This window comes from Fibrobacter sp. UWB7, assembly GCF_900142945.1.
Taxonomy (GTDB): Bacteria; Fibrobacterota; Fibrobacteria; order Fibrobacterales; family Fibrobacteraceae; genus Fibrobacter.
The window spans coordinates 873,540-887,617 of sequence record NZ_FRCO01000002.1 but is presented as its reverse complement, the minus strand read 5'-3'; the positions used below and the strand labels follow the sequence as shown (position 1 = coordinate 887,617).

The window sequence follows — 14,078 nt, the reverse complement described above, 5'->3', positions numbered from 1 at the left end:
TATGGGCAACCTTAATATAGACTTTAAGGACAAAAAGAATATATACTGCATTGTGATGATTGTAATCATCCTTTTGGCAGGGTATTCTGTCTATACGTATATTTGGGATCCGTTCGTTCTCGAAGAAGAAAATCTTCAGAGCCAGTTGCAATCGGCTCAGAAAGAATTGGACAAGATTAATTCCAAGAAACACCGTGTGGCAGAACTCGAAATGCAGCTCGCGCAGGCAGAAAAGGACTTTCAAAAGCTGAAGGAGATGTTCCCGGAAGAAGAAAAGGTGCCGCTCCGTTTGCAGGACCTTTACTCCGTGCTTCGCAGCTCTGGTGTGCAGATCCAGAAGTTCAATCCGGAAGGACGTTCCGAAAGGGAACACTACGTCGAGAACCGTTATTCCATTGCGGTTAACTCCGGTTACCACATGCTCGGTTACCTGTTTGCTGAAATTGCAAACTTCAATTACCCGACAGCTATTACGAACTTGAGACTTTCTCGCTATTCAGGTATTGCAGCTGAAGTGCAGAAAGCTGAAACTCACGGTTGGACTCCGATTACCATGTCGGTGAACTTCAACTTGACCACTTATACATCCAAGAAGGTTGGCAAATAATGAAATGCAAGTTCCTTCTTATGCTTTTGTCTAGTGCCGTTGCTTTGCAGGCGGCACTGATTAAGGATGTCCGCTTTGATTGTTCAAAGAATTGCCAGATGGTATTCCAGTTTGCCTCTGACAAGAATTTGCCGACATTCTTCCAGAAATACGATAATACCTCCAAGACTTTGACGGTTGGTTTTTCTGAATCGGACTTTGCTCTTGGTTCAGGTGATTACGATGTCGATGGTTCTTCGCCGTTTATTCGTTCCATGAGCGTTTCTAAGGAACTGTATCGCGGCATGAACTTCTTGATGATCCGTATGCCGGTGGGCGCGTCCGTCAATTCGGACAAGAACGCCATTGCTCTCGACAAGTCTCGTTTCCTTTTGAAGTTTGCTGGCAAGAACGGCAAATCCTGGACGCTTTCGAAGCTTTATGCAAGCAAGAAGGCTGCTGCCGAAAAGGCTGCCCGCGAAGAGGAAAAGCGCCTTGCTGCAGAACGTAAGGCTGCTGAAAAACAGGCTCTCTTAGACCGCAAGGCTGCCGAAAAGCAGGCTGCTCTTGACCGTAAGGCCGCCCGTGAAGAAGAAAAACGCTTGGCTGCAGAACGTAAGGCCGCCGAAAAGGCCGCCCGTGAAAATCTCGCTCAGGCAGCAGCTGCTCCGGTTGTAGGTGCATCCGCCTTGCTTCCGGGACTTAAGGAAATGACTGTGCTTATCGGCTCTGGCATGGAGCAGTTCCGACTGGTTGCCGATTCCCATCTCAAGATTAGCCAGGTTTCTGCACCGAACGCTTCCTTTGTGATTAAGGTGGCAATTGATGGCCCTGAACGCTCTCCGGTGTTCAAGGTAAGCGCAGGTTCTCTCGTGAAGTCCGTGTTCTGGGATATGGACGGTCTCAATATCCAGCTTTCCGCTGAAGCTCGCCCTGCCGTCTTGGTGCAGGAGGGTGCCTTGATTTTGCAGACTTCCGAAAATGCGGTTCGCCGTGATGGCTTTGTTTTCTGGAGCGCTCGTCCGAATGGCATTTATGTCCGTGACTGGATGAAGTCTCCAGATGCCGTTCCTGAATTCTCGGACTTTGTCAAGGCTTACGAAAAGGATAGCAAGAAGGTTGTCTCTAGTACGCAGACGTTCCATTTGCGCCCTGTCCTGCGCGAATTGATTGTCGTTGCTGACGAAACGGAATTCTATGCGGCTCCGAGCGAAAAGGCTCAAGTCATGCAGCGTGTGGTCTTTGGCGACCGCCTTGTGAATATGGACTTGAACGGACTCTATCGCAAGGTTCAGGTGGGCAATAAGATTGGTTACGTGAACCGCCGTGCGGTAAGCTTTACGGATGAACTTTCTGCCGTGCAGATGGAACGCTTGAAGAAGGTGGACCAGGAACGCGGCGATATGCTGACGCAGGGCATGAAACCTGCTGGAAGCGCTCTTGATGAACTTTACGAAGACCGCGTGACTTACAGCTCTTTCGGTCGTCGTGACCCGTTTGTTGAAATCAAGGGCTTGGTCGAAGAAGGTATCAACATCGACCAGGTTGAATTGGTGGGTATCATTTGGGAAGCCGAGGAGCCGGTGGCTATTCTCGTCGAATCCAAAAATCCGAGTGTATCTTACACGCTTAAGGAAGGCGATAAGATCATGAACGGAAAAGTTCTTAAAATTACACAAACTGATGTGCTCTTCTTGATTCAAGAATTCGGGGTGAGCCGTCGCTACTCTATGGGTCTTCCCGATAAATTTGGGGGTCAAAAGTGAAAAAGCTGACTAAAATTCTGACGATTCTTATCATGGTGGCAAGCTTTGCTACTGCGTGGGCTGCTCCTGCCGAAGGCTCTGTTGCCCCGAATAAGAAACTATATGACTTTAACTTCGTCAACATGGACTACGAAGCTATTTTCCGCTCCGTATCGGTCATTGCTGGCGTGGACATCTTGATTGCCCCCGATGTCAAGGGCAAAATCAGCTTACGCGTGACCAAGAAGACTTGGCAAGAAACGTTGGACATTATTTGTAACATGAATGACCTCACGTGGGTGATTCAGGACAAGTATATTTCCATCCAGCGCTTGAGCACTTACCAGGCAAAGCAGAAAAAGCTTGCTGACGAAGAAAATCAGGCTGAACAGAATGCTCCTCTTGTTCGTAAGAACTTCCAGGTGCATCATGCCAAGGCTGATGAACTTGTCAAGGTGCTTGAAAGCATGAAGTCCAACCGCGGCAAGATTTCTGTCGTGGAACGCACGAACTCCATCATCGTTTACGATACCGAAAGCAAGATCGAGCAGATGGGCAATGCGCTTACGGAACTTGACGTCGAAACGCTTCAGATCATGATTACGGCTAAGCTTGTGGTCGTGAACAGCGAACTTGCCCGTGAACTTGGTGTTGACTGGACTGCAGCAGTTGGTTCTGCAACGCTTACTCCGGGGACCGCTTCTCTCGCCAGTGGGGCTACGGCTGGTTCTAGCCGAATCAGTGGCGCCATCCAGTCTTTCCCGAACGGAACTTCTCCGGCTGTGTCCAAGGCTAATACCGCCATTACGGCCAGCCTCCTCGACAACAACCTCCAGATTGCTATTTCGAACTTGATGGGTGACGCTTCTACGGAAGTGCTTGCTTCTCCGCAGGTTTCTACGCTCGACAACACCGAAGCTCAGGTGTTCATGGGTGACAAGGTCTCCATCCGCGTGATTGACGATAGCGGTGAATCTTCGACCAAGATGGTGGAAACGGGTATCAAGCTCACGGTAACGCCGCATGTTTCTGGCGACAACCGCATCTTGCTCGACCTCCATCCGGAAAACAACTCCTATGGCTATGACGAAAAGGGCGAAGTCGTGATTTCGACTCAGGAAGCAAAGACCAAGGTGGTTGTGGCTGACGGTGAAACGGTCGTGATTGGTGGTCTTACCCGTAACGAAAACACCGAAAGCGAAAGCGGTATCCCGTTCCTCAAGGACATTCCGCTCTTGGGCAACCTCTTCAAGTATAGCCGTAAGTCTATTACGAAGAAGGACCTCGTGATTTTCGTGACGCCGCGTATTATCCGCAATTACATCGGCAATGTCGAAATCTCTGAACCGTCCGAAGAAACTTCTGGTTCTGCTCCGGAACTCAAGCCGGTGGACCCGGCGATTGCGAACTCTCCGATCGCCACGGGCGAAACTCCGGAAGCTCCGGTTCCAGAAAACTCTCACGACGATAGCTGGAATTAGTAATTAGCATGTGCCGGACTTAGGTCCGGCTTTTTGCTTTCTAAAAGCGAAAACCCTGGCTGAGCCAGGGCTTTTTAGTCTTTGTTCTAGAGTCGCGTTGCGACGTTCTGTATTCTAATTATCGCACGACGAGGGCGGCGAGGGCGAGTTCCTGGCTCATGCGAGTCGGACACTTGCCACTCTTGATTTCGTAATTGAGGTCGGCGAGGCGGCGGAGCACTCGCACGAGGAGCGGCTTACGCCAACGGCGGCAGCATTCGGCGGCTTGGCCTTTTTTCACGAACATGTAGTAGTTCTTGCCGATCTTTTTGGCGGCTTCTTCGGGCGAGATTCCCTTTGCGGTAAGCGAGCCGTAGTTCAAAAGCGAGAGCGCGTAGTTGTACAGCGTGTTCGAAATGCGGATAGCGTCGACGCCGCTGTTCAAGAGCTCGTTTAGCTTCTGGACGTATGCTTGAGCATTCTGCATGCCGAAGAATCCTTCAATCTCATAGGTCGGGATGTCGCGCTGGGAGACGACCATCGTTTTCACGAGGTCGAGCGTAATCTTTTTGCAGTCCGGAGCGTAGAGGAGGATTTTTTCGACTTCTTCGCTCACGAGCTTGGTGTCGTTGCCGAGCGCTTCGGCGAGGTACTGCGATGCCGTAGGCTCAATCGCTTTGTTGAAGTGCGTCGGGACGACGGCTGAAATCCATTCGGCCATTTCGTATTGCTTCGGGACGTCGAACTTTTCGACCTTGCCAACCTTTGCAAGCGCCTTGTAGAGCTCGCTGGAGGCGAGGAGCGTTTCAAAATCGAAGAGCAACTTGCCGCTTGCCGCGTGGGGGAGCCACTTGGCGAGCGCCTTCATGTCGTCGGTCTTGAGGGCTTCCGCCTTGCGTACGACGATGACCTGTTCAGGCGAGAACATCGACACGGAATCGCACGCTTCGATGATGACATCGGAGATGGAGGCGATGTTTGTGTCGGTGGCGTATAGCACCTGCTTAGCCATCGGATCTGAAATCCGGTCGCCAAGAGTCTCGGACAGGAATTTTTCAATCCGCTTGTCCTTGCTGAACTGGTCTTTGCCGATGAGCGTTACGAACATGGATTACTTGAAATCGATGATTTCGAACTGGTTCTTGCCCTTGGGCGTTACGACTTCGACTGTATCGCCACGCTTCTTGCCCATGAGAGCTGCGCCAATTGGGCTCTTGAAGCTGATCTTGCCATTGAGGGCGTCGGCTTCTTCGGGGGAGACGAGCTGGTACACGATTTCGCGCTTGGTCTTCAAGTTCTTGGCCGTGATGGTGGCGCCGAACTTGATGGTATCGGAGTTCGCATCAAATGCAATCACCTGGGCGCGGGCGAGCTGGTCCTGGAGCTTCGGCATTTCGATGTTATCGATAGCGGCGAGGCGCTCCTTGGCGGCATGGTATTCTGCGTTTTCGCTCAAATCGCCTTGTGCACGGGCATCAACTAATTCTTGAAGTACGCGGGGACGTTCAACATTTTTTAAATTTTCAAGGTCCTTAACGAGCTTGTCGTAAGCCTCTTGTGTAAACATGATCTTTTCCATGCTCCATAAGGTAAAAATTTTAACGGGCCTTGCGAGCCCAGAATCGCAAAGAAAGCTTCTTTTTAGGAGATACTATGTACACTGTGTTGGAAAAAGGCGGCGTTTGCTCCCCCAAGGGCTTTACCGCATCTGGAATTTGCGCCGGAATCAAGGCCAGCGGCAATGCCGATATGGCTCTTCTCAAGAGCGAAAAGGCAGCCCGCTGCTTCGCCGTTTTTACCACCAATAAGGTGAAGGCCGCTCCGGTCCTTTATGACAAGGCCGCTTTGGAACATGCCCACTTTGCATCTGCTGTGATCGTGAACAGCGGTAACGCTAACGCTTGCACAGGCGAAAAGGGTTATGCCGATGCTGAACGCATGGCTGTGCTTACCGAAGAAGCTCTCAAGCTCACGCCGAAGAGCGTGCTTGTTTGCAGCACGGGCGTGATTGGCCACTTGATGCCGATGGACAAGATCGAAGCCGGTATCCCGAAGCTCGTGGAAAAGCTCCATGAAGATGCTTCCGAAGAATTCGGCCGCGCTATCCTCACGACGGACCTTGCTCTCAAGAGCCATGCCGTGGAAATCAAGACCGAAAAGGGTGTGGTGACTATCGGTGGCGCCTGCAAGGGTTCTGGCATGATCCACCCGAACATGGCTACGATGCTTGCTTTCATCACGACTGACCTTGCTTTGCCGATAGACTTCTTTGCTGAATTCCGCGCCAACATTGCAGACTCCTTCAACGCAATTACGGTTGATGGTGACACCAGCACGAACGACACTTGCATCATGCTCGCTAACGGCATGAGCGGCATCAAGTACGAAGACCTCTCCCTCAGCGAACAGGGCGAATTCCGCGCTGCTTTGACGCTCGTGATGCAGAGCCTCGCCAAGGACATTGTCCGCGACGGTGAAGGTGCAACGAAGCTCATCGAACTCCGCATTGAAAAGGCTGAAAGCCACGAAGAAGCTCTCCGCATGGCCCGCTTCATCGGTACGTCGAACCTCGCTAAGTGCGCTATGTTCGGTGAAGACCCGAACTGGGGCCGTATCCTTAGCAGTGCTGGTTCTAGCGGCTGCAACATGGTTGCCGAACACACGGACCTCTACTTCGGTGAAGTCAAGGTTCTCGAAGGTGGCCGTCCGGTACAGCTGGATGAAAAGCAGACGGCTGCACTGCATGCCGTGGTTCGTCAGCGTGAATACAAAGTAACGCTCGTGTTGAACATTGGTCAGGCTTCTGCAAGCGCATTCACTTGCGACTTGAGCTATGGCTACGTGAAAATCAACGCAGAGTACACGACTTAGTAGTTATTGGTCAATAGTCATTGGTCATTGGAGTTGTCATTCTGAGCCCCAAAGGGGGGAAGGATCCAGTGATTGTTTAAAACTTCTCGGGTATGCTCCGGGAAGTTTTTTTTCGTCATTCAGAGAATTTTTTGATTTTGAAGAATCCAAAGATGTTTTTGATTAAAATATATTTATCTTTTCGTATAAATTTTGATGGAGAATGGAATGTCCAAATTGGTAAAAATTGCGTTTGTTGCCGTGATGCTCTTGGCTTTAACGTCTTTTGCTCAGAGTGAAGGAATACAGAAGAAAAATATTGTTTTCCATACATTTAGTATTGCGCTTCCGATGGATTGGGGCGGAACGTGGGAACAGTATAGCAATTTAAAATACGAAAATAAATTTACTCGTGATCGTGATTTAAAAATGGATATGATCATGGGACTTCAATTGAAGTGGACTCGTGATTTGGTTTATCAGGGTGGTTTGTCTTTTGAGGTCGGCGCGGGAATTGGTTTTATTAATTTCCCTGTGAATGAATCCAAAAAATATTCTTATTTTGATCCGTATGACCATATGAATCAGATTGATTCTCGTTTTGATTTGAATGCAAAAGTTGGATTGGGCTATGCTCCGTTTGTAAATGATTTCATATTAGCGGTACATGCTATTTTGGGTGGTGACATGAAATACTTGGGAAAATCTTATCAGATGGAGGATTTCACTCAAGAATATTCAACGTTGCTGTTTAATTTTGTTGGAGGTGGCGATATTGTTTTGGGGTATCGAATTACGGAAAGGCTAGGAATTAATGCGGGTGTAGATGTGGTTGTGAATTTGTTCGGTTTTGGAAATAGAACGAAAGAATTTAATTATAGCAACGATAATTTTGAAACAATTGATTATAAACTCAATCATGTCTTTTCTGGGTTTCAGATTGTTCCGCACGTAGGCGTTTCGCTTAAATTTTAGTAGATGTTTCCTCTAGAGAACAGAAAATTTGGTAAAATCCTGCCGCTGGGTGGGATTTTCTTGTATTTTAGTTGGAAAATATAAGGATGGAATATGGATAACTTTAATTTCTACAGCCCCACAGAATTTGTATTTGGTAAGGACCGCGAAAACGAATGCGGTGAACTCGTCAAAAAGTATGGCGGCACGAAGGTGCTGATTCATTACGGTGGTGGCTCTGCGGTGCGTTCCGGTTTGATTGACCGCGTTAAGGCGTCGCTCAATGCTGCGGGCGTTTCATTTGTGGAGCTCGGTGGCGTGAAGCCGAATCCGCGTGATACCTTGATTTACAAGGGCATCGAAATGGTGCGTGCAAACGATGTTGATTTCATCCTTGCTGTGGGCGGAGGCTCCGTCATTGATAGCTCTAAGGGCATTGCTGTGGGCGCGCTCTACGATGGCGATTTTTGGGACTTTTATGCGAAAAAGTTGCCGGTCACGAAGGCACTCCCGATTGGCGTGGTGCAGACGATTGCTGCCGCTGGTTCCGAAGGGAGCGGCGATTCTGTTGTAACAAAAGAAGAGGGTATGCTTAAGCGCGATATCGGTGCTGACGTGATCCGCCCGAGATTTGCTGTGCAGAATCCGGCTTTGCTCTGCACGTTGCCTGCTTACCAGACGGCTTGCGGCATTACCGACATCATGGCACATGTGTTTGAACGCTACTTCACGAATACTTTGGAAGTCGAAACGACCGACCGCCTTTGCGAAGCTTTGCTCATCACGATGCTCAAGGAAGGCCCGCGCGCCATGGCCGAACCCGACAATTACGAGGTTCGTGCGAATATCATGTGGGCGGGTACGGTAGCCCACAATGGTCTTGTGGGCTGCGGGCGCAGTCAGGACTGGAACAGTCACGCGATCGAGCACGAACTTTCGGGACTCTATGACTGCGCCCATGGCGCGGGGCTAGCAGTTATTATGCCTGCATGGATGGAATATGTAGTTGACCATAACGTGATGCGATTTGCGCAGATGGCAACGCGCGTGTTCGGTTGCCAAATGAACTTTGAAAATCCGAAAGCGACTGCGCTCGAAGGCATTAAGGCATTCCGTCGATTCTTGCATTCCATCGGCATGCCGATTAACTTTGCGGAACTCGGCGCGAAGGAAGAGGACATCCCGACGCTTGTCGAAAAGCTGAATCCGGGTGATGGCTGGGGCTTTGTGCCGCTCAAGGCGAAGGACGTGACTGCGATTTATACGATTGCAGCACACGCGATGCTTTAGTTTTTTTCAAATTGATAAACCCCAAAAATCAAAAAAATGCTACTAAATGTTGAAAAATCTCAATTTAGTAGCATGATTTTTGGATAAATTAGACAAAAATGGCTTGAAATATGAGTTTGTCTGTTCTTTTCGTGCTACTAAAACCGTTAAAATGCTAATTTTGTAGCACAAAAAAGAGACTCTTGCATGAAATGACTGTGGATAAAGTAAAAAACATGCTACAAAAAAGCCTAAAAATTGATTTTAGTAGCATAAAATCGCGAAAAATGCTCTTTAGTCTTTTAAGCAGCGGAGGCTTGCGCCGAATTCAGGATTGAACTTCTCGAACTTGGCGATATCCTTGTCGTGGAAGAACACGAGGACTTCGCCTTCGCTTGTCCAGAAGTATGCCTTTTTACCTGCTTCATCAAACTTGCGGTCCTTTATAGCGACATCGCTCTTGGCAAAGTGTGCGCCGCCAGCTTTTGCACCAAATCCGAGTTCATCTTTGCCATTTCCGAAAATCGGAGATTCCGGCTTGATCGGATCCCAGCCGTAGCCAGCCTTGAGGGCGACCCCCGGCTTTTTGCCGGCGACTTTCAGGAGCTTTTGCCATTCGGCCTTGCTCGGCATATGGAATCCTTCGAGGCAAGCTTTTTGTGCGTTTTGGAAATCGTAGAGACGTCCCCAGTGGTTGCATTGTGAACAAATTGCACCGGAAGCGGTAGCGAAGTTCATGTTCTCTGCAGTCCAGAGCTGGTCGCCAATGACAATCCATTCGTAGGAGATGCCGTCACGCGGATCCTTGTAGCTTCCGCTTGTAGCGGGGCTTCCGTCTTCGTTGTATGTTTCGCTGAAGGCAACTTGCTTATTTTGCTTGTATTCAGCCTTTGTTGCAACCTTGCCGTTCTTGTGGTAACGGATAACCGTTCCTTCGATGTAGCCGTTCACGTACGGGAGTTCCGTCTGGAGCGTGCCGTCCTTGTAATATTCCTTGGTCACACCCTCGCGGCGGTCATTCACGTAATTGGATTCTCGCTTGAGCGTACCGTCATCGTAGTATTCCTTTTCGATGCCTTCCTTCTTGTCGTTGACGTAGGTGGCTTCGAAGCGGACGTTTCCGTTCGGGTATTTTTCAACACGAACATCGTCGCAGGCGGTAAAAGCAATAGAGCTTGCCGCAATGAATAAGATGGCAGGTAGTTTCATACGATCCTCCTTAGAGTGTGATTTTTCCCGCGGTGGCGAGTAATCCGATTAAGTACAACATCCCGTCATAGTAACGCCAAAAACGATAGGGCACGGAGAGCGCGGCAAGACGTCTGACAAACGGCGTAATGCGTGGGTCATCGAACGGGAGCACTTGCGTGGCGGCTGCGTTCATGGCGATAAGCCCTGGCGTCGCGTTTCGGCCTTGGTGCGGGTACGGGCCTCCGTCGACGGAGTAGTCGGAGAGGTACGGCGTGCAGTTCTGGAAGAAGTGCAAGATGCGTTCGCAAATTTCTTTTTCGCTTTCGTGTCCGTGGAAGATGGCATAGTCGAGGCTCAAGTTGAGCGCAACGCGCCATGCGTCTCCGCTAAAGTTGTTGCTTTCGGGGAACCAGGGCATGGCCTTTGGAGTGCCGTCGTATTCGGCGTAATCAGCGCAAAGACCGGTGACCGGGTGGGCCGCCTTTTGCAAAAATTCAATGCTTGCCTGTGCGACTTCAAGCCAGGATTCATCGCCTGTTGCTTCGGCGAACATGCGGTAGAATGCCATTGTGTGGTAACTTGGGTCGGTAAAGTCGTTGCCGAGAACGGGGGAGAACTTGATGAGCTTGCGTTCCGGATCGATAATAGGGCCTACAAGTTCGTTCTGCGGTTTGTACTTGATATCATGTATGAGCTCTTTGGCATCGTTGAGGAGGTCTTCGCGGTTGAATCTCTTTGCGGCGATAAGGAGGGCGGCGGCAAAGTATTCTTCGCTGTCAGGAGCGGCTCCTGGGTCCATCATGGAAAAGTCGGTTGTGTTGACTTGCCATGAGAAATACCCTTTGTGCGGACCATCGTTGTTGCGGACAAAGCGCTTGGAAAAGTTCCAGAGCTTGTCGAACGTGACTTCGTGGTCGGTCAGCGCGGCAATGAACATGCCATAGCTCATGCCTTCAGAACGGATGTCGTCGTGCCCAATGTCGATGATGTATGCCATGTCGTCGGACGCTTCAAAGTAGATGCGCTCGTCGATCGGATCGCCCTCAAAAAGTTTGCTATAGGCATTCTGAATAAGCTGGTCCGCAAAATTGGGACCATATCCAGCTTCAACAAATAAATCTCGCGTCGGGTAGCGTTGCAACATCGTCCTGGTATCCAAAATCATTAATTATTATGTGTTTTAAAATAAATAAAATCGTATATTAATGTTGAGGTTATTATGGCTGATATATTGATTTTGGGGCATGGACCGGCCGGAGTTTCGGCAGCCCTTTATGGTCTTCGTGCTGGACTTGAGGTCCAGCTTGTGGGTAAGGATGTAGGCGCGCTTGCAAAGGCCCACAAAATTGAAAATTATTTTGGTCTTGAAAAACCGCTCACGGGGGCTGAACTTGCCGAAGTCGGTAAGAAACAGGCAATTGCTCTTGGTGCGCAAATCGTGGACGATGAGGTAACGGACCTCATGTTTGATGGTTTTGGTTTTGTGGCGACGGGCTTGAACGGAACGTATCGTGGCAAGGTTTGCGTGATGGCGACGGGTGCTGCTCGTAAAAAGACTCCGCTCCCAGGAATGGCCGAAATGGAAGGCCACGGCGTGAGTTATTGTGCTGTTTGCGATGCATTCTTTTATCGTAAAAAGGATGTGGCTGTGCTTGGCTCGGGCGAGTATGCGTTGCACGAAGCGACTGAACTTTTGTCTGTAGTCAACAGTGTAACACTCTTGACGAACGGTGCTGAGCTCACAGCGAAATTCCCTGAAAGTGTGAAGATTGAAACCCGCAAGATTACGGGGCTCAAGGGCGCTGGGCAATTTGAAGGCGTGAAGTTTGACGATGGTCTTGAAGCCAATTTTGACGGTATGTTCGTCGCTATGGGTAGTGCTAATGCGACTGATTTGGCTTTGAAGGCGGGCGCTGCGTTCGATGCCGGGAAGCTTGTGCTTGATAAGGATTTCCAGACAACAGTTCCAGGACTCTTTGCTGCTGGCGACTGCACGGGTGGTACGCTCCAGGTGGCTGTAGCCGTTGGCGAAGGCGCTATTGCTGGTCTCGCTGCAATTAAGTATCTGAGAGAACATAGAGAGTAAGGCGCACTGAAAATGCGTCGCGTTACTTTACTCACAAATCCTGACGTTTGCAATTTGCATTGTCCGCTGTGTTTTTTGAACCAGCGGGCTTTGCATAATTGTAATGCGCGGAGTGCTGAGAATGGTAACGGGGATTGCCCGCCGGATAATGGTAGGGAACGCTTTTTTTATTGTAATAAGGAGCGCCGCGCGTTTGGCATGGGCGAAATGCCTTTTGAAGTTGCACGGGCGGCGATTGAAAAGTATGCTGCGGAGCGGGATGCTTCGGGAAAGCGCTTGTTGCGAGAAGTGATTCCTTCGACGATGGGAGAACCTCTACTTTATTCGCATTTTGACGAACTGCTGGAGTTGTGCAGGGCGCTTGGAATTCCGTTGAACCTCACGACGAATGGGACGTTCCCTGGAAAGTGGGGGAGCGAAGACGCGATGGGCGTGCTATTGCGTTCGTGCCGCGATATCAAAGTAAGCTATTTGGCTTCGGAACAGTTTGACGGTTGGAAAGCGAACGTTGAAAAGTTAGTTCGGGTGCGCGATAAGTTGCGCGAGAAAACTGGCTGTGAGGATGCTGATTGCGCGATGGACGCTGATGCTGACTGCGCGGGAATTGCGAAATCGAGAATCGCGACGGTCTCGTTGCAAGTGACGCTGCATAAAAAGAATTTGCAAAAAGTGCCGGAGTTGGTGGAATGGGCTTCTGCAATTGGGGTTGATCGAATCAAGTGGAATAAAGTGGTGTTGCTGAGTTCCGCTTTGCAAATGCTCCGTGAAATGTATGCGCTGGATGATGCGTCGTTAGAATCGTTGCGCAATGAGTTTCGGGCGGGTGTGTTTTCTGCTTCGAATGTGAAGCATGAAGGAAGTTTGTTTTTTAAGAATTGTGCTGACCAGTGCGCTGTTGGCGGTAAGTGCGGGGCTTGTCCGTTTGCGGACGAAGTGTGGGTTTGGCCTGACGGTCATGAGGATCATTGCCCGAATCCGGAAAAACGGTGGGTAGGCGAGAGGTCGGAATAGCGAGATTAGACAAAAGTTTCACTTCGTTTCAACTTTTGCCCCTTCGGGTTTTGGCTTGCGCCAAAATCTCAAATTTGTTCATTGTTCACTTCGTTCACGGAACAAATTTGTCGAACTCACTTCGTGAGTTCTCATCTCTCGGAATATCAGTATAAAACAAAAAAGACTCCGTAAAGGAGTCTTCTTTGTTTTAGTCGGAATAGCGAGATTCGAACTCACGACCTCTTGCTCCCGAAGCAAGCGCTCTACCAGGCTGAGCTATATTCCGTTTTGTTTTTGTCTTGACGCTTCGTCGTTGACGCGCACAATTATAGTTAATTTCGATTCACTTTTAAAGGGGTAAGGGCAAAAAAAGTGAAATTTTTTTCATTATTTTTTCTTTTTTGCGATTTGAGGGCGCGGTTTGCCGATTTTCATGATGCTGGAACCGGCGTTGTCGGGTTCAACCTTATAAAAAACGACTCGATTTTTCCATTCGGAACGCACTTTGCGGTCAATGATGCGCTTGACGTTGCCATATTCCGGATTGCCGCCTCCGTGAATCACGCGCAGAACGCTCAGACCTGCGATGAGGAGGTCGTCGATGCGGCGCTCGACGGCTTCGGCGGCTTCTTCGGAGGTAAGGCCGTGAAGGTCTATTTCATCTTCGGGGTTCGGCATTTCCCAGGCGGCGGGATTGCGGCGCATTTTCTTGCCGCGTGTGGCGCGTTGCGGTCTTGCTTCGGCTTCAGCCTCGGCCTGGATTTCGGCAAGTTCGTCCTTGTCTTCCATTTGGTGGTTCTTGATCCATTCTAACTGAAATTCTTCTTCGGCATTTAAAGGCATTGTAAATCTCTTTTTGAAGCTAAATATAAAAAAAGCTTTGCTTTCTTGTGTGTAAAGAGGTGACCCCGTCCCCATTCGCGGATCATGACCACATAAGAACT

At 49.6% G+C, this 14,078-nt stretch carries 13 protein-coding genes and 1 tRNA gene; 8 read left to right on the top strand and 6 right to left on the bottom strand.

From position 1 onward, the window contains the following. Position 1 precedes the first annotated feature (1 nt). From pilO to pilQ, 3 genes are read left to right on the top strand one after another with little or no spacing between them, the layout of a single operon-like run. Complete coding sequence (gene pilO, locus BUC30_RS09260) at positions 2–607, top strand: type IV pilus inner membrane component PilO (protein ID WP_073424565.1); 606 nt, start codon at positions 2–4, stop codon at positions 605–607. Next, positions 607–2,352 (top strand): hypothetical protein, encoded by a 1,746-nt coding sequence (locus BUC30_RS09255; RefSeq protein ID WP_073424564.1) that lies wholly within the window; start codon positions 607–609, stop codon positions 2,350–2,352. The genes pilO and BUC30_RS09255 overlap by 1 nt, the downstream gene beginning before the upstream one ends. Continuing rightward, positions 2,349–3,812: a type IV pilus secretin PilQ gene (gene pilQ / locus BUC30_RS09250; protein ID WP_073424563.1), complete on the top strand. Its 1,464-nt coding sequence runs from the start codon at positions 2,349–2,351 to the stop codon at positions 3,810–3,812. The genes BUC30_RS09255 and pilQ overlap by 4 nt, the downstream gene beginning before the upstream one ends. A gap of 118 nt (positions 3,813–3,930) precedes the next feature. On the opposite strand, the gene holA is transcribed toward pilQ, so the two are convergent. Together holA and greA are read right to left on the bottom strand one after the other, a co-directional pair. Continuing rightward, a complete protein-coding gene (gene holA, locus BUC30_RS09245) occupies positions 3,931–4,899 on the bottom strand; it encodes a DNA polymerase III subunit delta (protein WP_073424562.1) in 969 nt (322 codons plus the stop codon). A gap of 3 nt (positions 4,900–4,902) precedes the next feature. Further along, positions 4,903–5,370: a transcription elongation factor GreA gene (greA, locus tag BUC30_RS09240; protein ID WP_072827204.1), complete on the bottom strand. Its 468-nt coding sequence runs from the start codon at positions 5,368–5,370 to the stop codon at positions 4,903–4,905. 74 nt (positions 5,371–5,444) lie between these two features. On the opposite strand from greA, the gene argJ reads away from it, so the two are divergent. From argJ to BUC30_RS09225, 3 genes are all read left to right on the top strand, one after another. Beyond that, the gene (gene argJ / locus BUC30_RS09235) at positions 5,445–6,662 is read left to right on the top strand and encodes a bifunctional glutamate N-acetyltransferase/amino-acid acetyltransferase ArgJ (protein ID WP_012820087.1); all 1,218 of its coding nucleotides are present in this window, start codon (positions 5,445–5,447) and stop codon (positions 6,660–6,662) included. Between the two features lie 207 nt (positions 6,663–6,869). Then, complete coding sequence (locus BUC30_RS09230) at positions 6,870–7,616, top strand: hypothetical protein (RefSeq protein ID WP_073424561.1); 747 nt, start codon at positions 6,870–6,872, stop codon at positions 7,614–7,616. 93 nt (positions 7,617–7,709) lie between these two features. Beyond that, positions 7,710–8,885: an iron-containing alcohol dehydrogenase gene (locus BUC30_RS09225; protein WP_073424560.1), complete on the top strand. Its 1,176-nt coding sequence runs from the start codon at positions 7,710–7,712 to the stop codon at positions 8,883–8,885. Between the two features lie 273 nt (positions 8,886–9,158). On the opposite strand, the gene BUC30_RS09220 is transcribed toward BUC30_RS09225, so the two are convergent. Both BUC30_RS09220 and BUC30_RS09215 read right to left on the bottom strand, forming a co-directional pair. After that, a complete protein-coding gene (locus tag BUC30_RS09220) occupies positions 9,159–10,073 on the bottom strand; it encodes an FISUMP domain-containing protein (protein WP_073424559.1) in 915 nt (304 codons plus the stop codon). Positions 10,074–10,083: 10 nt separating this feature from the next. Next, positions 10,084–11,199, bottom strand: a complete 1,116-nt coding sequence (locus tag BUC30_RS09215; RefSeq protein WP_073424558.1) for a glycosyl hydrolase family 8 — start codon at positions 11,197–11,199, stop codon at positions 10,084–10,086. A 75-nt stretch (positions 11,200–11,274) separates the two neighbouring features. On the opposite strand from BUC30_RS09215, the gene BUC30_RS09210 reads away from it, so the two are divergent. Both BUC30_RS09210 and BUC30_RS09205 read left to right on the top strand, forming a co-directional pair. Then, positions 11,275–12,141 (top strand): NAD(P)/FAD-dependent oxidoreductase, encoded by an 867-nt coding sequence (locus BUC30_RS09210; protein WP_073424557.1) that lies wholly within the window; start codon positions 11,275–11,277, stop codon positions 12,139–12,141. A 198-nt stretch (positions 12,142–12,339) separates the two neighbouring features. Continuing rightward, a complete protein-coding gene (locus BUC30_RS09205; protein ID WP_073424556.1) occupies positions 12,340–13,152 on the top strand; it encodes a hypothetical protein in 813 nt (270 codons plus the stop codon). 194 nt (positions 13,153–13,346) lie between these two features. Here BUC30_RS09205 and BUC30_RS09200 read toward each other — a convergent pair. Continuing rightward, positions 13,347–13,420, bottom strand: a tRNA-Pro gene (locus BUC30_RS09200). Between the two features lie 101 nt (positions 13,421–13,521). Further along, a complete protein-coding gene (locus tag BUC30_RS09195) occupies positions 13,522–13,977 on the bottom strand; it encodes a Smr/MutS family protein (protein ID WP_073424555.1) in 456 nt (151 codons plus the stop codon). Positions 13,978–14,078: the final 101 nt, after the last annotated feature.